The organism is Sphingomonas sp. P3_C6, from assembly GCF_056402595.1.
Genome location: NZ_JBFUHB010000009.1, coordinates 69,935 through 88,123 on the forward strand (window position 1 = coordinate 69,935; position 18,189 = coordinate 88,123).

Genomic DNA, 18,189 nt, shown 5'->3' on the forward strand with positions numbered 1-18,189 from the left:
GGGATGCGCCTGCGTGCACATCCACGCGCGTGGCGTTCCCAGTCCGTCCTGTAGACAAGGTTCCCGGAGCATTTTTCCATGCGTTATATATACCTGCTGAGCGCGGCATCGATCGCGCTCGCCCTTCCCGCCATTGCCCCCAACGTCGCCTTCGCAGCAACGCCGAACGACACGCCACCCGATGCCGCCAATGCGGCGCCCGCCGATGAGCAGATCTCAGCCAGCAACCCGGCGAACGACATCGTCGTTACCGGCCTTCTGCAGCAGAGCGAGAAAGACGTTCTGTCCGGAACGACGATCCTGACCGGCGAAGAGCTGACGCGCCAGTTGCGGCCAAGCATCGGCGAGACGCTTGCGCGCCAGCCGGGCGTTTCGGCGACATCGTTCGGCCCGAGCGCCTCGCGCCCGATCCTGCGCGGTTTCCAGGGCGAGCGGGTCCGCGTGCTGACCGACGGCATCGGATCGATCGACGTGTCGAACACCTCGGTCGACCATGCCGTCGTGATCGATCCGCTGCTCGCCGAACGGGTGGAGATCGTGCGCGGCCCCTCTGCCCTACTCTACGGATCGTCGGCGATCGGCGGTGTCGTAAACGTGATCGACAGCCGCATTCCCCGCAGCGTGCCGGAGAACGGCTATCGTTTCAACGCGATCGGCAGCTATGGCTCGGCCGCGAACGAGCGCTCGGTTGCCGGCGCGGGTGATGTCGCCGTGAGCAGCAAGATCGTGCTGCACGCTGACGGATCTTATCTGAAAAGCGACGACCTGCGCATCGGCGGCTATGTGCTTTCGCCAGCCGCCCGCGCCCAGGCGCTGACCGCTGCGGCCGGCCCTACCACGCCCGACGATCCCGACTTCGCGGCATCTGCGGCGCTAAAGAACACGCTCCCCAACAGCTTCGCCAAGACATGGACCGCAGGCGTCGGGGCGTCGATCATAACCGACACCGGCAACCTCGGCATTTCCTACAGCCATTATGACAGCTTTTACGGCGTGCCGATCCGCTACGCGACCGAATCGGGCCAGGAACAGGAAGCCCCGCGCCTGAGCCTGCTCCAGAACCGCTTCGACCTGCGCGGCGAGGTCGATACCGGCGGCGGCTTCCTCAAGCAGATCCGCCTGCGGGCCGGTTATGCCAATTACCGGCACTTCGAGCTGGAGGAGGACGGATCGGTCGGCACTGCCTTCTACAACAAGGGGATCGAAGGCCGGCTCGAGCTGGTCCAGGACAATCATGGCGGCTGGAGCGGTGCTTCGGGCGTTCAGTTCTTCAACCGCGACTTCAACGTCGTCGGCGACGAAGCCTTCCTGCCGAAGAACTCCACGAGCCAGATCGGCCTGTTCACGCTGCAGCAGGTCGATCTGGGCGCCCTGCGTGTCGAAGGCGGCCTGCGCTACGAAGTGAGCGACCTGGAGGCGAACCCGGCTGATGGCGACCTGCGTTTCTTTGCAGGCAAGCGCCATTTCGATGCCTTTTCCGGATCGGCCGGTCTTTCCTACGCACTCGCCGATGGTGTCCGCCTGGGCCTGAACCTCTCCCGCACCGAGCGGGCGCCCTCTGCCGAAGAGCTGTTCGCGCGCGGCGGCCATGCCGGCACGCAATCCTGGGAATTGGGGAGCCCCGACTTCAGACTCGAAAAATCCTGGGGCATCGAAGGCACGCTGCACGTCCACCAGGAAGGCTTCAATTTCGACGCATCGGCTTACTACAACTGGTTCTCCAACTATATCTCCGAAAATCAGGTCGATACGTCGGTCTGTGAGGCAGTGGCAGCACCGAGCGGGCGCGAGGCCGACCTGCCCTGCTTCCAGTTCCAGCAGGCCGATGCGCGTTATTACGGGTTCGAAGCCAACGCATCAGTGCGTGTCGCGTGGATCGGCGGCTACACCATCAACCTCGATGCATTGGGCGACTATGTCCATGCCAACATCGTTGATCAGGGCCCGGTACCGCGTATCCCGCCGATGCGGGTGCTCGGTGGGATCGAAGCGCAATCGGACAGGGTGAACGGCCGGGTCGAGGTTGAACATGTGTTCGACCAGAACAGGATCGCCCCGTTCGAGACGGAGACCGACGCCTATACGCTGGTCAACGCGTCGATCAGCTTCAAGCCGATCGCGGGCAACGACAAGGTCTCGCTGCTTTTCAGCGCCAACAACCTGTTCGACGTCGATGCCAGGCGCCATTCGAGCTTCCTCAAGGACTTCGCGCCGCTTTCCGGACGCGACCTCCGCGTTACGGTCCGCGTCGGCATTTAGTCCGGCACCAGACGGTGCGCGCTCCGCCCGGTCTCCCCCGCGGGAGACCGGGTGACGGGCGGGCGTCGCCGTTCCGGCGGCAGGGTGTGGCCCGAGGCCATCGATCGCCGCCTGCGAAGAAGTGGAGAATGATATGCGCTGCGCACAGCAGGCAGTTCGCGCCCCCGTCACCGACTGGGTGGAGCGGGCTGCGGTCGGCGCGTCGATCCTGTGCCTGATCCATTGCGCCGGATTGCCCTTGATCCTTGGAGCATTGCCCGCCCTGTCCAGGCTGATCGCCCTGCCCGAGCAACTGCATCTGTGGATATTGCTCCTCGCCCTGCCCGCATCGGGCACGGCGCTGGTGCAGGGAACATGGCGTCATCGCGCCTGGGGGCCGCTCGTTACAGGGGCCATCGGCCTTGCGTTGCTCTCGGGCGGGGCACTGTTCCTGCCCGACAGCAGCTATGAAACGCCGGTCACGATCGCGGGCAGCCTCTGCCTCGTCATCGCACATGTCGCCAACTGGCAGCTGCGCCATCGCGGGCACCGTCATGGCTAGGAAGCGGCGGCGCCCCGGCCATGTGCGGGACGCGGTCCTGCGATTGCTGGAAAATGCGTCCCGGCCATTGGGTGCGCTCGAGATCGAGAAGCTGCTCTTCGAAGAAGGCGAGACCGTGCCGCCCAACACGGTCTTCCGCGCGCTCCGCGAATTGATCGACCACCGCACTATCCGAAAGGTAGTGGTCGCTCGCGGCTATGTGTCGGGCAGTGCCGCTCGAAAAATCAGCCTGTTCTGTGGCGCATGTGGCGACGTGACCGAGGTTGCAGGCGGCTCCACGATCGACGCCCTCGACGCGCTGGCCGCTGCCTCCGGCTTCACCGTGTCGCGCCATATCGTCGAGGTCGCCGGCCTTTGCGATCGCTGCGGCCGGCGCGCTTCATGAGGCTTGACGGCTGTTTGAAAATTCGAGGAAGAGCGCATTTCAAAGGCCGCACCAGCCCGCGCCCGCACCCAGGCTATGCGCAACTAAATGCCACTGCCGCTTGATTGCGCGCAAGAAAGGGCTAGATGCCGCGCCATGGCTTCCCGTCCGCTCACTTTGTACGAAAAGATCTGGGCTGCTCATGTCGTCGAACGGCGAGATGATGGCACCTGCCTGATCTATATCGACCGCCACCTGATCCACGAGGTCACCAGCCCGCAGGCCTTTGCCGGCCTTCGCGCGGCCGGGCGCAAGGTGCGCCGGCCCGACCTTACTCTGGCGGTGCCCGATCATAACCTTCCGACCACGGCGCGGCTAGACGCGGCGGGCAAGCGCCTGCCGATCGCCGATGCCGAAAGCGCGGCGCAGCTCGACGCGCTCCAGCGCAACACCGCCGAATTCGGCATCGATTATATCGACGCGGTCGCGCCCGAGCAGGGAATCGTCCATGTCGTCGGCCCGGAACAGGGTTTCACCCTGCCCGGTACCACCCTGGTGTGCGGCGACAGCCACACCTCGGCACATGGCGCGATGGGCGCGCTGGCGTTCGGCATCGGCACCAGCGAGGTGGAGCACGTGCTCGCCACGCAGACCCTGTTGCTGAGCCAGTCGAAGACGATGGAGGTCCGTGTCGACGGGTCGCTCGGTTTCGGGGTGAGCCCGAAAGACGTGATCCTGGCGATCATCGGCAAGATCGGCGCGGCCGGCGGCACCGGCTATGTGCTGGAATATACCGGCGAGGTGATCCGCGCCATGTCGGTCGAGGGCCGGCTGACCGTCGCCAACATGTCGATCGAGGGTGGCGCGCGCGCCGGCCTGATCGCGCCGGACGAGACGACCTTTGCCTATCTCAAGGGCCGGCCGATGGCGCCCAAGGGCGCCGACTGGGACAAGGCGGTCGCCTGGTGGACGTCGCTGCAGAGCGACCCCGCCGCCGCCTATGACCGTAGCGTGTGGCTCGACGCGACCGATATCGCGCCGTCGCTGACTTGGGGCACTAGCCCCGAGGATGTCGTGCCGATCACAGGAGTTGTACCCGATCCCGACAGCTTCGCCGATCCCGCCAAGCGGGCGGCAGCGCGTAAATCGCTCGACTATATGGGCCTGACGCCTGGCACGGCGATGCAGGACGTGCCGATCGAGCATGTCTTCATCGGCAGCTGCACCAACAGCCGGATCGAGGATCTGCGCGCCGCAGCCTCCGTGGCGAACGGCCGGCACGTCGCCGACGGGGTGCGCGCGCTGGTCGTGCCGGGCTCCGGGCTGGTCAAGCGCCAGGCCGAGGCCGAGGGGCTCGACCGCATCTTCCTCCAGGCCGGGTTCGAATGGCGCGAGCCGGGTTGTTCCATGTGCCTTGCGATGAACCCCGATAAAGTGCCGCCCGGCGAACGCTGCGCTTCCACTTCGAATCGGAATTTCGTAGGGCGTCAGGGGCCTGGAGCGCGAACGCACCTGGTTTCACCCGCGATGGCGGCAGCAGCGGCTGTCACCGGGCGGTTGAGCGACGTTCGCGACCTGATGGGAGGGTCGAGACCATGAAGAAGGCACTTGTACTGCTTATCCTGGGTACCGTGCTGAGCGGCATCGCCGCCTATGCCGCGACCGCCGCCCCACAGACCGAAGCGAAGACCAGCAAATAGGCACGGCCACGCGTCGATTGCCGACGCACCGGCTGGGGGAAGACCGTCGATGAACAGAACCCTCCTCGCAGCCTGCGCCGTGTCGCCGGCCGCTTTCTCCCGTTTCCGGCACCGCCGTGCCGCGTCGGTCTCTCCGGTCGGCCGATTCACGATGCTGGCGAAGAGCCTGAGTGCCAGCGTCTTCATCCCCCGCGACGTGGCGACACTGCCCGCATTTCCGGAGGCCGCAGAATGACCAAGCCAATCACTCAGGTTTCCGGCAAAGCCTATCCCTGGGGCGCGAAGAACATCGACACGGACGTGATCATCCCGGCCCATTGGCTGAAGACGATCACCCGCGAAGGCCTTGGCAAGGGCGCGTTCGAGACGGTGCGGGCCCAGCCGGGCAATATCTTCGACGATCCCCGTTATGCCGGCAGCCCGATCCTCATCGCGGGCGACAATTTCGGCTGCGGATCGAGCCGCGAGCATGCCGCCTGGGCGCTGGCCGACATGGGCATCGTCGCGGTGATCGCGCCGAGCTTCTCGGACATCTTTTCCGGCAACGCGTTCAAGAACGGCATCGTACCCGTCGTTCTGCCGCAGGAAGCGGTGGACCGGCTGGTCGAGGTGGCAACGACCGATTCGGTGACCGTCGATCTCGAGACGATGACGGTGACGACGCCCTTCCAGGACCGCTTTTCCTTCGATCTCGACCCGTTCCGTCGCCAGTGCCTCATGGAAGGGCTGGACGAGATCGGCCTGACGCTGGCAAGGGATACCGCGATTTCGAAATATGAGTCCGGTGTCGGCGAGCACCGGCCATGGATGAGCGGAGAACGGATCTATGCGGGCACTATTGTCGAAGGCGCCGGGCGGCCCTGAAACCCTCGTCATCGACGAGCTTCCCGATCCGGTAGCCGGCCCCGGCCAGGTGGTGGTCGCGGTCAAGGCCTGCTCGATCAACTATCCCGATGTCCTGATCATCGAGGACAAATATCAGTTCAAGCCGCCCCGGCCCTTCGCGCCGGGCAGCGAGATTTCCGGGATTGTCGACAGTGTCGGCGAGGGCGTGACCGACTGGGCGGTCGGCGACCGGGTGATCGCCACCACCGGATCGGGCGGCCTGGTCGAGAAGGTCGCGCTGAACGCCACCAGCCTGTATCGCCTGCCCGAGGGGCGCAGCTTCGCCGAGGGTGCCTCGCTGCTGCTGACCTACGGCACCACCATCCACGCATTGCTCGACCGCGGGCACCTCGCCGAGGGCAATACGCTGCTCGTGCTGGGCGCGGCCGGCGGTGTTGGGCTGGCGGCGATCGAGCTGGGCAAGGCGTTCGGCGCGAGGGTCGTCGCGGCCGTGTCGTCCGAGGAGAAGGCTGCCGTTGCGAAAGACGCCGGCGCCGATGTGACTCTCGTCTATCCGCGCGCGCCGTTCGACAAGGCCCAGTCCAAGGCGCTGGCCGACCAGTTCAAGGCCGCGCTCGGCCCGAACGGCGCCGATGTGATCTATGACCCGGTCGGCGGCGATTATGCTGAGCCGGCATTGCGCTCGATCGCGTGGGAGGGACGGTATCTGGTAGTTGGTTTCCCGGCCGGCATCCCCCGGCTGCCGCTCAACCTGACCCTGCTGAAGAGCTGCGACGTGTGCGGTGTGTTCTGGGGCGCCTTTGCCGCGCGCGACCCCAAGGCCAACCAGGCGCATATCGAGCGCCTGTTCCGCCTGTGGAAGGATGGCAGGATCGCGCCGCGCGTGACCGAGACCTTCGCTTTCGAGGATGGCGGCAAGGCGATCGCGCGGATGGCCGCGCGCCAGGCGATCGGCAAGCTGGTGGTGACCGTCGCCGCGTAGGTGGTTCACTGCGGCGAGCAATGCGTGTGGCGAAGGGGTCTCGACCCCTCCTACGCGGTTGCGTGACTGCGTCCCCCACCCTATCTCGACCGTGACACGTAAAAACGCCCAAGGGGAACGACCGACCATGAGCACTTTCGACGATCGCGAGCGAGCCTTTGAGACCAAATATGCGCGCGACGAGGAAATGGCGTTCCGCATCACGGCGCGGCGCAACCGGCTGCTCGGCCAGTGGGCGGCGGCGCAGATGAAGCTGACCCCGGAAGAGACCGACGCCTATGCGAAGGCGGTCGTGCAGGCCGATTTCGAGGAAGCGGGCGACGAGGATGTGATCCGCAAGCTGGTCAGCGACCTCAATGCGGCCGGGATCGAGCTCGACGAGGGTGCGGTGCGCCGTGCGATCGAGGAGCAGACGATCGAGGCCCGTCGCCAGCTCATGCAGTCCGAGTAACCAGAATGGCGATGGCAGCCGAAGAGATCGAGGCGCTGATCACCGGGGGCATCCCCGATGCGCGGGTCGAGATCACCGACCTCGCCGGTGACGGCGATCATTATGCGGCGCGGGTGACGTCGGAGAGTTTCCGGGGCCTGCCCCGAATCAAGCAACACCAGGCGGTCTATGCCGCGCTGGGCGGACGGATGGGCGGCGTGCTCCACGCGCTTCAGCTCACCACCGCGATTCCAGAGTAACAGGAGTAGACCGAAGTGAYCGATGACGCACAGGCCCGCATCGCCGAGATGGTCGGCAAGAGCGACGTACTTCTTTTCATGAAGGGCAGCCCGCTCTTCCCGCAATGTGGCTTTTCCAGCCGTGCGGTCGCCATCCTCAACCACCTGGGCGCCGAGTTCGACAGCGTCGACGTGCTGCAGGACCAGGGCGTGCGCCAGGGCATCAAGGCTTTTTCGGATTGGCCGACCATTCCCCAGCTCTATGTGAAGGGTGAATTTGTCGGCGGCTCCGACATCATGATGGAAATGTACGAAAGCGGCGAGCTCGCCCAGCTTATGGCGGATCAGGGCGTCACTTCGGCGGGATAAACGCGCGGCCGGGTGCGGCCAAAATGTAAGAAACGGGCTTCGCACACGGTTACGACCGGTGCGGGGCCTGTTTTCGTTTCTGCGATGTGGCTTGGAAGGCCGGGTAGGACGGACCGATGCGAGATCGGAGGGAGCATCGGCCCGTCCTGCTGAAGCGATAAACGCTCGGCATATTGCGGACTATGCAGCCCGTGTGCCAGTTCGGTCGAGGGACGGAAATCCGCGATTTCCAATAGTTAACGGACATAGGCCCATAGGCCTCGTTGTAAGATTCACCGACACMCACATGCTAGGGTTTCGGGCAAGGGGTTCAACTCGGTCGCAATGCATTCTACGACAGCGGCATGACGAACCAACGCACCGGCGGCCGCATCTTGGTCGACCAGCTCGTCGCGCAAGGCTGCGACCGTATCTTCACCGTCCCCGGCGAGAGCTTCCTCGCCGTGCTCGACGCGCTCCACGACACACCGGAGATCGACCTGGTGGTGTGCCGGCAGGAAGGCGGAGTCGGCTTCATGGCCTGTGCCGATGGCGCGCTGACCGGGCGGCCCGGCGTCGCCTTCGTGACGCGCGGGCCGGGCGCGACCAACGCCTCGATCGGTGTTCACGTCGCGATGCAGGATTCGCAGCCGATGGTGCTGTTCATCGGCGATGTGGACCGCGGGACGAAGGATCGCGAGGCATTCCAGGAGATCGATTTTCCGGCGATGTTCGGGCCCGTCGTGAAATGGGCTGCGAAGATCGACGATGCGGCCCGAATCCCGGAATATGTCGCACGGGCGTGGAGCATCGCGATGTCCGGCCGACCTGGGCCTGTCGTGCTTGCCCTGCCCGAGGACATGCTGCTCGATGAGGTCGTGGCGGTCGATCGGCCGAGGATCGATCGGCCGGCCCAGCCGGCAGCCGGCGATGCAGTCACCGCCGCGCTCGACCTGCTCGCAACCGCCAAAGCCCCTGTCGCGATCATCGGTGGCGCCGGCTGGGATGCTGCCGCCGCACGGGACTTCGCCGCTTTTGCGGAGCGCAATGCCCTTCCCGTCGCCTCCGCTTTTCGCCGGCAGGATGCGATTCCCAATGCATCACCGGCCTGGGTGGGCAATCTCGGCTATGGCCCGAACCCGAAGCTGGTCGCGCGGATCAAGGCAGCCGATGTGCTGCTGGTGGTCGGGCCACGGCTCGGCGAGGCGACGACCGATGGCTATGCGCTCATCACGCCGGATCATCCGGGACAGGTGCTGATCCATGTCCATCCCGATCCGAACGAGTTGAACAGCGCCTATCGGGCCGATCTCGCGATCTGCGCGGGCATGGCCGAATTCGCGGCTGCACTCGCGGCGTCGAACGCGCCGCATCGCTTTGCCGCCGACGAGGCGCGTCGCGACTATCAGGCCTGGTCCACCCCTGCCCCGCGCGACCTGAAGCTCGACCTCGGCCCGTGCGTCGCAGCGATGCGTGAGAGGCTGCCGGGGGATTCGATCATCTGCAACGGCGCGGGCAATTATTCGGGCTGGTGGCATCGTTACTGGCATTATGCCGGCCCCGGCTGTCAGCTTGCCCCGACGGCGGGCGCGATGGGCTATGGCGTGCCGGCGGCCACGGCGGCGGCGCTGCGGCATCCGGACCGCATGGTGGTCGCGCTGGCGGGCGATGGCTGCTTCCTGATGAACGGGCAGGAACTGGCGACCGCGGTCGCGCATGGCGCTGACATGCTGGTGCTGGTGATCGACAATGGCGGCTACGGCACGATCCGCATGCATCAGGAGCGCGAATATCCCGGACGCATCTCCGGCACCGAATTGCGCAATCCCGACTTCGCCGCGCTCGGCCGGGCCTATGGCTGCTGGGCCGAGACGGTGGAGACGACCGAGGCGTTCGCCCCCGCGCTCGAACGCGCCATGACGGAAACGGGCGTCAGGCTGCTGCACCTGAAGACCGACATCGAGGCGATCACCGCCGGTACGACCATATCGGCGATCCGGAAGCGTTGAGCGGCGTCACTTCCGCCGCGGGGCAATGAAAAAGGCCGCCCCGGTCACCCGGGACGGCCTTTTAACGAGATGACATCAATAGTGTCAGATATCGTCGCCTAGCGCGCCCTTTACCTTACCGATCGTCTGCTGGGCCTTGCCCTTTACTTCTTGGGCAGCGCCTTCATCGCGCGTGGCAGGATTGTCGCTCTGCTGCTTGGCCTTGCCGATGGCTTCATTGACATTGCCTTTGATCTTGTCGACGAGTTCACCCATGTGCGTGCTCCTTGATTATCGTGTGGCGCCGATGGCCGGCGCCAGCCACTCCTGCGTAAAGAACGGCTGATCGTGGAAGCGGTTCCTACGCTTCGTCGTGTTCCCGCCCCACAACATACTGAAAACGCGTGTGGCACGGCCGATGCCTGACCGGATCAGCGAGCATTATGAGCGCCATGCCCACGCCTTTGATCGGGATCGCCGGGGCAGTTTCGTCGAGCGCCCTTGGATCGAGCGTTTCGTCCTGCCGTTGCAGCGTGGCGGCGCTATCCTGGACCTGGGGTGTGGCGGGGGCGAGCCGATCGCACGCTATCTGGTCGATCACGGCTTCGCGGTGACGGGTGTCGACAGCTCGGAAACGATGATCGACCTCGCCCGCACCCGCTTCCCGCGCCATGGCTGGCTGCACGGCGACATGCGCACATTGGTGATCGAAGACCACTTCGAAGGCGCGCTTGCCTGGAGCAGCCTGTTCCATCTGGAGCATGACGACCAGGAAGCGATGATCGCGCGCATGGCGACCTGGCTGAAGCCCGGCGGGCGGTTGTTGTTCAACAGCGGGCCGAAGCGCGGCACTGCGATCGGCGACTATTGCGGCGACCCGCTCTATCACGCCAGCCTCGACCCGGCTGAATATCGTGGGGCGTTCTTGAAGGCAGGCCTGGTCGAGACGGCGCATGTCGCCCAGGACCCCGGCTGCGGGGGCGCGACCGTCTGGCTGGCGCGAAAGGTCTAGCGCGCGACCTTTTTCAGAAAGGCCGTCACCGCAGTCCAGTTGGCGTCGGCGCCCTTAGGGTCCTTCGCCTCGATCAGGGTCGAGGAGCCATGCACCCCAAGGGCGGGCGCATAGTGATCGGCCCTGCCGCCCGGCACCGCCGTCGCGATTACCCTGGCAGCGGCGACCTCCTCCGGGTCGCTCGACGAGGTCACGAACACCGGAATAGCCAGTGTACGGGCGGCGCGATCGACGAAATGCTTATCCGGCATATATTCGCCCGGAGAGAAAGCGAGCAGCGCCGCCACCTTGCCCGGATTCTGCGCCGCGACGTCGAACACGAGCGCGGCGGAATAGCTGCTGCCCCACAGGATCAGTGGGAGCTTCTGCTGAACGCCCCAGTCGAGCGCCGCCTGAAGATCCGGCTCGGCGGTCGGGTAGATGTCGTCCTCCGTCCTGCCGGGGACCGGTGCGATACGCGCCGCCGTCTCATTGGGCCCGAACAGACCGCCTCCGGAGCGCTGGTCGATTGCGAGAGCGCTATAGCCTTCGCGGTTCAGCCGCGGGGCGATCGTCGCATATTCATCCTTGCTCGATCCTGCCTGATGGAAGAGCAGGATCAGCGCCTTTGGCTTCGCAACGGGATAATAACGGCCGAAGACGGTGACACCGTCCCGTGCCTTGAGCTGCACCGCCTGACCGACGGGGCTCGGTGCCTGTTCGGGCACGGTCGTGACATTGTCATAAGTGACCGCCGGCTTGCCGCAGGCCGCGAGCGTGGTCGCCGCGAGCAGGGCGAGGACGCCGGCAGCCCTCATCAGATCAGACCGGCAAGCGGGCTGGACGGATCGGCATAGCGGCGCTTGCCCATGCGCCCGGCGAGATAGGCGAGACGCCCCGCCTCGACGCCGGCCTTCATCGCCGCGGCCATCATGATCGGGTCCTTCGCCTCGGCGATGGCAGTGTTCATCAGCACGCCGTCACAGCCGAGTTCCATCGCTGCCGCAGCGTCCGACGCGGTACCGACGCCGGCATCGACCAGAACCGGCACGCCCGCGCCCTCGACGATCAGGCGAATCGTCACCTGGTTCTGGATGCCGAGGCCGGAGCCGATCGGCGCGCCGAGCGGCATGATCGCAACGGCACCGGCATTTTCGAGCCGCTTCGCCGCAATGGGATCGTCGACGCAATAGACCATGGGGAGGAAACCCTCCTTGGCCAGAACCTCGGTCGCGCGCAGTGTCTCGACCATGTCGGGATAGAGCGTCTTCGCCTCGCCGAGCACTTCGAGCTTCACCAGATCCCAGCCGCCCGCCTCGCGCGCCAGGCGCAGCGTGCGGATCGCCGACTCGGCGTCGAAACAGCCGGCGGTGTTGGGGAGGTAGGTTACCTTTTTCGGATCGATGAAATCGGTGAGCATCGGCGCATTGGGGTCCGACACATTGACGCGGCGTACCGCGACGGTGACGATCTCGGCACCCGAGGCCTCGAGCGCAGCGGCGTTCTGGGCGAAATCCTTGTATTTGCCGGTGCCGACGATCAGCCGCGAACGAAAGGTGCGGCCGGCCACGGTCCAGGTGTCGAGAGCCGGGGTCACGTCGCCGCCGCCGACGAAATGCACGATCTCGAGCTCGTCGCCATCCTCCACGATCACCTGGCCGAGGGTCGAGCGGGGCACGACCTCGAGGTTGCGCTCGACCGCGACCTTTTCGGGGGCGAGGCCGAGGTCGGCCGCGAGCTGGGCGAGCGTGAGGCCGGCGGCAACCCGGCGATGCTCGCCGTTGACGTGGATCGAGACGGTATGATCGGTATGCATTGATCTTCCCTAGCCGTTCGCCTGAAGCGAAGTCGAGAAGCCTGTTCCCGCACCGCTGTGTCTCGACTTCACTCGACACGAACGGCTAAAGGAGGGCCGCCCGCGATATAGAGGGCGAGACGCTGCCCGCAACCGAAAGGCTCCTCCTTGGCCGACACCATCTTCGTCCTCAACGGTCCGAACATGAACCTGCTCGGCCTGCGCGAGCCGGAGATCTACGGCAGCGAGACGCTCGACGACATTGCCGGGCAGCTTGAGGACCGGGCGCGGGAGCTCGGCCTGAAGATCGACGTCCGCCAGTCGAATCACGAAGGGCATCTCGTCGACTGGCTGCATGAGGCGCAGGCCACCGGGGCAAAGGCGGTGATCCTCAACGCCGCCGCCCATACGCACACCTCGGTCGCGATCCACGACGCGATCAAATCGATCAAGACGCCGGTGATCGAGGTGCATCTTTCCAACCCCCACAAGCGCGAAGACTTCCGGCATCTGAGCTGGGTAGGTCGTGCCGCGAGGGGAACTATCGCGGGTTTTGGCGCGCTTTCGTACCTGCTTGCGCTTGAAGCCGCCGCCCGTCTCTGACAGGACACCCCGCTTAATAGGGTTTTTGGCCCAATAAGGGAGATCATGGGTCGCATGGCCGAAGAAACGAATTCCGATCCGATGCGGATCGATGTCGAGCTGGTCCGCCAGCTCGCGCAAATGCTCGACGAAACCCAGCTGACCGAGATCGAGGTCGAGGACGGCGGGCGTCGCATCCGTATCGCGCGCAAGGCGGCTGCCGCTGCGCCGGCGGTGCAATATGCCGCCGCCCCTGCCGCCCCCGTGGCGGCTGCCGCTGCGCCGGTCGAGGTCGCTGCGCCGGTTCCTGCCGCCAATGCGGTCAAATCGCCGATGGTCGGCACCGCCTATCTGTCGCCCGAGCCCGGCGCGGCATCGTTCATCAGCATCGGCAAGACGGTTGCAGCGGGGGACACGCTGCTGATCGTCGAGGCGATGAAGGTGATGAACCCGATCCTCGCGCCAAGCGCTGGCATCGTCCGGGCAATCCTGGTCGAGAGCGGCCAGCCGGTCGAGTTCGACCAGCCCCTCGTCGTGGTCGAGTAACGCACCTTGGCTGAAATCAAGAAGCTCCTGATCGCCAATCGCGGCGAAATAGCGCTGCGCATCCATCGCGCATGCCATGAGATGGGCATCAAGACGGTCGCGGTGCACTCCACCGCCGACGCCGATGCGATGCATGTGCGGCTCGCCGACGAAGCGATCTGCATCGGCCCGCCGCCCGCGGGCGAGAGCTATCTCAACATCGCCAACATCATCTCGGCGGCCGAGATCAGCCATGCCGATGCGATCCATCCCGGTTACGGCTTCCTCTCCGAGAATGCCCGCTTCGCCGAGATCGTCGAGGCGCACGGCATCATCTTCGTCGGGCCCAAGCCAGAGCATATCGTCACCATGGGCGACAAGGTGGAAGCGAAGCGCACCGCCGGTGCACTGGGCCTGCCGCTCGTTCCAGGGTCGGACGGCGCGATCAGCGACGTGGCCGAGGCTAAGGCGATCGCGCGCGACATCGGCTATCCGGTGATCATCAAGGCCGCCTCCGGCGGCGGCGGGCGCGGCATGAAGGTGTGCACGTCCGAGGACCAGCTCGAAACGCTGATGATGCAGGCGGGCAGCGAGGCAAAGGCCGCGTTCGGCGACGCGACCGTGTACATGGAAAAATATCTCGGCAACCCGCGACACATCGAGTTCCAGGTTTTCGGCGACGGCAAGGGCAATGCGATCCATCTCGGCGAGCGCGACTGCTCGCTGCAGCGCCGCCACCAGAAGGTGCTGGAAGAAGCGCCCTCCCCCGTTCTCGGCGCGGAAGACCGCGAGCGCATGGGCGGCATCGTGTCCAAGGCGATGTCCGACATGGGCTATCGCGGCGCGGGCACGATCGAGTTCCTGTGGGAAGACGGCGAGTTCTACTTCATCGAGATGAACACCCGGCTTCAGGTCGAGCATCCGGTGACCGAGATGATCACCGGCCTCGACCTCGTTCGCGAGCAGATCCGCATCGCGGAAGGGCATCCGCTGACGCTGCGCCAGCAGGACGTGGTATTCCGCGGCCATGCGATCGAGTGCCGCATCAACGCCGAGGACCCAAGAACCTTTGCGCCTTCGCCTGGGCTGGTGAAGCAATATCACGCGCCGGGCGGCATGAACGTGCGTGTCGATAGCGGGCTCTACGCCGGATACCGCGTGCCACCTTATTACGACTCGATGATCGCCAAGCTGATCGTCTACGGCACCACCCGCCAGGGCGCGATCCGCCGCCTGCGCCGGGCGCTTGAAGAGTTTGTGATCGAGGGGATGAAGACGACCATCCCGCTGCATCAGGCCCTGATCGAGAACGAGGATTTCCAGGAAGGGAATTATACGATCAAGTGGCTCGAGGAGTGGCTGGCGCGGCAGGAGGATTGAGTGGGGGTCCTTCTCCCCTTGTGGGAGAAGGTGGCGCGACGCGCCGGATGAGGGCGAGTGAGGGCCGGCACCCTCACCCTTCCCACTGCCTTGGGCAGCGGGCCCCTTCCCTCTCCCGCTGGGAGAGGGAGTTTTGGGAGGGGCTCATATGTTCATCGGCCATTACAGCGCTGCATTCGTCGCTGCCACTTCACCAAAGGCACCGCGCCTCGGCACGCTGTTCGTCGCGGCGCAGCTCGTCGACCTCGCCTTCTTCTCCTTCGTGCTGCTCGGGGTCGAGCATATGCGGCTCGTTCCCGGCATCACCGCGACGAACCCGATGGACCTGTACGACATGCCCTGGACCCACAGCCTGGTTGGGGCGCTGGCCTGGTCGGCAGGGTTCGCGCTGCTGATCCGGCTGTGGTCGCGGAGCACGCCGGCAGCCCTTATCGGCGGTGCGGTGGTATTCTCGCACTGGCTGATCGATCTGTTCGTCCACCGGCCCGACCTGACCCTCGCGGGCGGATCGCCGCCCTTCGGGCTTGGCCTGTGGAATTATCCGGCGATCGAGATGCCGCTCGAACTCGCGCTCGCCTTCGGCACGCTTGCCTGGTTCGTCCGGAAGACGCGCGGACCCTGGGTGCCGGTCGCCGCGCTGGCGGTGGCGATGGCGGCTTTCCAGGCGTTCAACTGGTTCGGCCCGGAACCGAAGACGATCGTCGATCCCCCACCCCCGTCGCTCGCAATCCTGGGACTGCTCGCCTATGTGCTGCTCGCCCTGCTCGCCTGCTGGGTGGGCCGAGTGCGTATATTGAAGGTTGGGAGTTGAAGGTTGAAGGCGACGATCTGGCATAATCCGCGCTGTTCCAAGTCGCGCGAGACATTGGCGATCCTGCAGGAGACGCCCGGCGTCGAGGTCGAGATCGTCGAATATCTGAAGACCCCGCCGACCCGCGAGAAGCTGGCCGCGCTGTACGAGCGCGCCGGCATGACGCCACGCCAAGGCCTGCGCATGGCCGAGGATGCGGCGCGCGGCCTGAAATATGCCGAGGCCGACGCGATCCTCGATGCGATGATGGTCGATCCGATCCTGATCGAACGCCCGCTGGTCGAGACCGAGAAGGGCGTCAGGCTTGGCCGGCCGCCGGAGAAGGTGCGCGAGATTCTCTAGGCGATCGGGGCCGGCGCGTCTCTCATCCCGTCGGCCAGCATCCGCATCAGCCGGATCAGCTCGTCGAAATCACCGCGGCTCCAATCCCGGAACAAGCCAAGAGCCATTCGTTCGCGTGCCGCATCGACCGCGTCCGTGGCAAGCTTGCCCTGGGGCGTGATCGTCGCCTCACGTATGCGCCGGTCAGTCGCACTGGCGCTGCGCGTCACCAGGCCGAGCTCCTCGAGCCGCGCCACCTGCCGGCTGACGGTGGTATAGTCGCGCCCTACCCGGCCAGCCAGATCGACCACCCCGACCGGCCCGAGCCGCTCGATCAGCACGATCAGCGGGAACAACGCCCGCTCGAGCGTGAGCCCCGCCATTTCCAGCATCTGCTCGTCACGTTCCGGCTGGTTCATCACGCCGACGATATCAATCAGCGCGCGGTGCAGATCGGGTAGGTTCGCGGAAATATGTGCATTATGCACTTTATTTATTGACATGCGGTGCTCCGGACAAGATATGTGCATCATACACATAGGAGTCGGACGATGGAATACCGGAATGACATCGAGGTCCTGATCTGCGGCGCGGGGGCTGCCGGCCTTACCCTCGCGATCGATCTGGCGCGGCGCGGCGTTTCCTTCCGGCTGATCGACAAGCTCGCCGGGCCTTTCGCCGGATCGCGTGGCAAGGGCATCCAGCCACGGACCCAGGAAGTGTTCGAGGATCTCGGCGTGATCGACCGGATGAGCGCGGCGGGCAGCGTCTATCCGCCGTTCCGCGACCATCGCGCCGACGGAACCCATGCCGAGACCCAGGGCATCGCCCCCGCGCTGCCGACCCCCACCGAGCCTTATCGCACGCCGCTGATGATCCCGCAGTTCCAGACCGAAGCGATCCTGCGCGAGCGACTGGCCGAGCTTGGGCATGCGCCGTGTTATGGCCGCGAGCTGCGCGCGTTCGAACAGGATGCCGACACGGTCACGGCGCACATCATAGGGCCGGACGGTATCGAGACCGTGCGCTGCCGCTATCTCGTCGGCGGTGACGGGGGACGGTCCTTTATCCGGCAGACTCTGGGGATCGGCTTTCCCGGGAAGACGCTGGGCGTGCGCGCGATGGTTGCCGATGTCCTGCTCGATGGCCTGCCCCGCGATGCGTGGCACCGGTTCAACGAAGGCGACATGGCGCGGCAATTCTCCTTCTGCCCCCTGCCGGGCGGCAATCTGTTCCAGCTTCAGGCACCGATCCCGGCCGAGGGGGATGCCGATCTCTCCGTTACCGGAATCCAGGCCTTCATCGACGCACGTCTGCCCGACAATGCGCTGACGGTCCGCGACGTTGCCTGGGCGTCGGCCTACAGCATGAACGCGCGTCTCGCCGACCGTTACGGCACCGGCCGCGTGTTCCTGATGGGCGACGCCGCCCATATCCATCCGCCGACGGGCGGCCAGGGCCTGAATACCAGCGTGCAGGACGCCTATAATCTCGGCTGGAAACTGAGCGCGGTGCTGGCGGGCGCGCCCGAGGCGCTGCTCGACAGCTATGAAGAGGAACGACGCCCGATCGCAGCGGAAATGCTCGGCCTGTCGACCGATCTGCTGGAGAAGGCGAAGCAGGGGGACATGCGGCGCGGGCGCGAGGTACATCAGCTCGATCTCGGCTATGCGACGTCGTCGCTGTCGCTGAGACTGGCCGGTGCCGGCGTGGCGGCGGGTGACCGCATGCCGGATGCGCCGTTGCTAGGCGCGGGTGGCCAGCCGAGGCGACTGTTCGACCTGTTGCGCGGACCGCACTGGACCCTGTTAGCGCGCGGAATCGACGCCGCGTCGCTGCCGATGCCTCGCGTGGGATTGCACATCCATCACATCGGTGCGGATGGCGAATTCCGCGACATCGAGGGCCATCTCGAGCTGGCCGAGGGTGGCCTGCTGCTCATCCGTCCGGACGGTTACATCGGGGTGTCGGCGACAAGGCCCGACGGCGAACGGATCGAGCAGTACCTGTCGACCATCGGACTGACCGCCTCCTGACGATGAGACCCCCGACGATCCGCCGGCCTTGCTCGGGGCACTGATCGCGCT

The 18,189-nt window shown here is 65.7% G+C and carries 22 protein-coding genes; 18 read left to right on the plus strand and 4 right to left on the minus strand.

Translation table 11 applies throughout. From position 1 onward, the window contains the following. Positions 1 to 78 precede the first annotated feature (78 nt). From AC1DT7_RS11500 to AC1DT7_RS11550, 11 genes are all read left to right on the plus strand, one after another. On the plus strand, positions 79 to 2,259 hold the full coding sequence (locus AC1DT7_RS11500) for a TonB-dependent receptor (protein ID WP_478036089.1): 2,181 nt from the start codon (positions 79 to 81) through the stop codon (positions 2,257 to 2,259). 133 nt (positions 2,260 to 2,392) lie between these two features. Continuing rightward, positions 2,393 to 2,800, plus strand: a complete 408-nt coding sequence (locus AC1DT7_RS11505) for a MerC domain-containing protein (protein WP_478036090.1) — start codon at positions 2,393 to 2,395, stop codon at positions 2,798 to 2,800. Next, complete coding sequence (locus AC1DT7_RS11510; protein WP_478036091.1) at positions 2,793 to 3,185, plus strand: Fur family transcriptional regulator; 393 nt, start codon at positions 2,793 to 2,795, stop codon at positions 3,183 to 3,185. Before AC1DT7_RS11505 ends, AC1DT7_RS11510 begins: the two co-directional genes overlap by 8 nt. Before the next feature lie 135 nt (positions 3,186 to 3,320). Further along, positions 3,321 to 4,763, plus strand: a complete 1,443-nt coding sequence (gene leuC, locus AC1DT7_RS11515; RefSeq protein ID WP_478036092.1) for a 3-isopropylmalate dehydratase large subunit — start codon at positions 3,321 to 3,323, stop codon at positions 4,761 to 4,763. 150 nt (positions 4,764 to 4,913) lie between these two features. Then, a complete protein-coding gene (locus AC1DT7_RS11520) occupies positions 4,914 to 5,099 on the plus strand; it encodes a hypothetical protein (RefSeq protein WP_478036093.1) in 186 nt (61 codons plus the stop codon). Further along, the gene (leuD, locus tag AC1DT7_RS11525; RefSeq protein ID WP_478036094.1) at positions 5,096 to 5,728 is read left to right on the plus strand and encodes a 3-isopropylmalate dehydratase small subunit; all 633 of its coding nucleotides are present in this window, start codon (positions 5,096 to 5,098) and stop codon (positions 5,726 to 5,728) included. The genes AC1DT7_RS11520 and leuD overlap by 4 nt, the downstream gene beginning before the upstream one ends. Further along, complete coding sequence (locus AC1DT7_RS11530) at positions 5,691 to 6,692, plus strand: NADPH:quinone oxidoreductase family protein (RefSeq protein ID WP_478036095.1); 1,002 nt, start codon at positions 5,691 to 5,693, stop codon at positions 6,690 to 6,692. Before leuD ends, AC1DT7_RS11530 begins: the two co-directional genes overlap by 38 nt. Before the next feature lie 127 nt (positions 6,693 to 6,819). After that, positions 6,820 to 7,143 carry a DUF1476 domain-containing protein gene (locus AC1DT7_RS11535; RefSeq protein WP_478036096.1) on the plus strand — a complete coding sequence of 108 codons (324 nt, stop codon included), beginning with the start codon at positions 6,820 to 6,822 and terminating at the stop codon, positions 7,141 to 7,143. A 5-nt stretch (positions 7,144 to 7,148) separates the two neighbouring features. After that, positions 7,149 to 7,382 carry a BolA/IbaG family iron-sulfur metabolism protein gene (locus AC1DT7_RS11540; RefSeq protein WP_299912837.1) on the plus strand — a complete coding sequence of 78 codons (234 nt, stop codon included), beginning with the start codon at positions 7,149 to 7,151 and terminating at the stop codon, positions 7,380 to 7,382. Between the two features lie 15 nt (positions 7,383 to 7,397). Next, positions 7,398 to 7,730, plus strand: a complete 333-nt coding sequence (gene grxD, locus AC1DT7_RS11545; RefSeq protein ID WP_478036097.1) for a Grx4 family monothiol glutaredoxin — start codon at positions 7,398 to 7,400, stop codon at positions 7,728 to 7,730. 344 nt (positions 7,731 to 8,074) lie between these two features. Then, on the plus strand, positions 8,075 to 9,718 hold the full coding sequence (locus AC1DT7_RS11550) for a thiamine pyrophosphate-binding protein (RefSeq protein ID WP_478036098.1): 1,644 nt from the start codon (positions 8,075 to 8,077) through the stop codon (positions 9,716 to 9,718). A gap of 84 nt (positions 9,719 to 9,802) precedes the next feature. Here AC1DT7_RS11550 and AC1DT7_RS11555 read toward each other — a convergent pair whose 3' ends face one another. Continuing rightward, positions 9,803 to 9,973 (minus strand): CsbD family protein, encoded by a 171-nt coding sequence (locus AC1DT7_RS11555; protein ID WP_478036099.1) that lies wholly within the window; start codon positions 9,971 to 9,973, stop codon positions 9,803 to 9,805. A gap of 142 nt (positions 9,974 to 10,115) precedes the next feature. On the opposite strand from AC1DT7_RS11555, the gene AC1DT7_RS11560 reads away from it, so the two are divergent. Further along, positions 10,116 to 10,709, plus strand: coding sequence for a class I SAM-dependent methyltransferase (locus AC1DT7_RS11560; RefSeq protein ID WP_478036100.1), 594 nt, complete (start codon positions 10,116 to 10,118; stop codon positions 10,707 to 10,709). On the opposite strand, the gene AC1DT7_RS11565 is transcribed toward AC1DT7_RS11560, so the two are convergent. Together AC1DT7_RS11565 and thiS are read right to left on the minus strand one after the other, a co-directional pair. Beyond that, positions 10,706 to 11,506, minus strand: a complete 801-nt coding sequence (locus AC1DT7_RS11565) for an alpha/beta hydrolase (protein WP_478036101.1) — start codon at positions 11,504 to 11,506, stop codon at positions 10,706 to 10,708. The genes AC1DT7_RS11560 and AC1DT7_RS11565 overlap by 4 nt on opposite strands. Beyond that, a complete protein-coding gene (thiS, locus tag AC1DT7_RS11570; protein ID WP_478036102.1) occupies positions 11,506 to 12,504 on the minus strand; it encodes a sulfur carrier protein ThiS in 999 nt (332 codons plus the stop codon). Before thiS ends, AC1DT7_RS11565 begins: the two co-directional genes overlap by 1 nt. Before the next feature lie 147 nt (positions 12,505 to 12,651). Here thiS and aroQ point away from each other — a divergent pair, with 147 nt between their 5' ends. The 5 genes from aroQ (at position 12,652) to arsC (ending at position 16,123) form a co-directional block, all read left to right on the plus strand. Further along, a complete protein-coding gene (gene aroQ, locus AC1DT7_RS11575) occupies positions 12,652 to 13,086 on the plus strand; it encodes a type II 3-dehydroquinate dehydratase (protein ID WP_478036103.1) in 435 nt (144 codons plus the stop codon). A 54-nt stretch (positions 13,087 to 13,140) separates the two neighbouring features. After that, positions 13,141 to 13,611 carry an acetyl-CoA carboxylase biotin carboxyl carrier protein gene (accB, locus tag AC1DT7_RS11580; protein WP_478036104.1) on the plus strand — a complete coding sequence of 157 codons (471 nt, stop codon included), beginning with the start codon at positions 13,141 to 13,143 and terminating at the stop codon, positions 13,609 to 13,611. A 6-nt stretch (positions 13,612 to 13,617) separates the two neighbouring features. Continuing rightward, the gene (accC, locus tag AC1DT7_RS11585) at positions 13,618 to 14,970 is read left to right on the plus strand and encodes an acetyl-CoA carboxylase biotin carboxylase subunit (protein WP_478036105.1); all 1,353 of its coding nucleotides are present in this window, start codon (positions 13,618 to 13,620) and stop codon (positions 14,968 to 14,970) included. Positions 14,971 to 15,118: 148 nt separating this feature from the next. Continuing rightward, positions 15,119 to 15,781: a hypothetical protein gene (locus tag AC1DT7_RS11590; RefSeq protein ID WP_478036106.1), complete on the plus strand. Its 663-nt coding sequence runs from the start codon at positions 15,119 to 15,121 to the stop codon at positions 15,779 to 15,781. Positions 15,782 to 15,784: 3 nt separating this feature from the next. Then, the gene (arsC, locus tag AC1DT7_RS11595; protein ID WP_478036107.1) at positions 15,785 to 16,123 is read left to right on the plus strand and encodes an arsenate reductase (glutaredoxin); all 339 of its coding nucleotides are present in this window, start codon (positions 15,785 to 15,787) and stop codon (positions 16,121 to 16,123) included. On the opposite strand, the gene AC1DT7_RS11600 is transcribed toward arsC, so the two are convergent. Beyond that, the gene (locus tag AC1DT7_RS11600; protein WP_478036108.1) at positions 16,120 to 16,605 is read right to left on the minus strand and encodes a MarR family winged helix-turn-helix transcriptional regulator; all 486 of its coding nucleotides are present in this window, start codon (positions 16,603 to 16,605) and stop codon (positions 16,120 to 16,122) included. The two genes, arsC and AC1DT7_RS11600, sit on opposite strands and share 4 nt — an antisense overlap. Positions 16,606 to 16,653: 48 nt before the next feature. Here AC1DT7_RS11600 and AC1DT7_RS11605 point away from each other — a divergent pair, with 48 nt between their 5' ends. Next, the gene (locus AC1DT7_RS11605; RefSeq protein WP_478036109.1) at positions 16,654 to 18,138 is read left to right on the plus strand and encodes an FAD-dependent oxidoreductase; all 1,485 of its coding nucleotides are present in this window, start codon (positions 16,654 to 16,656) and stop codon (positions 18,136 to 18,138) included. Positions 18,139 to 18,189: the final 51 nt, after the last annotated feature.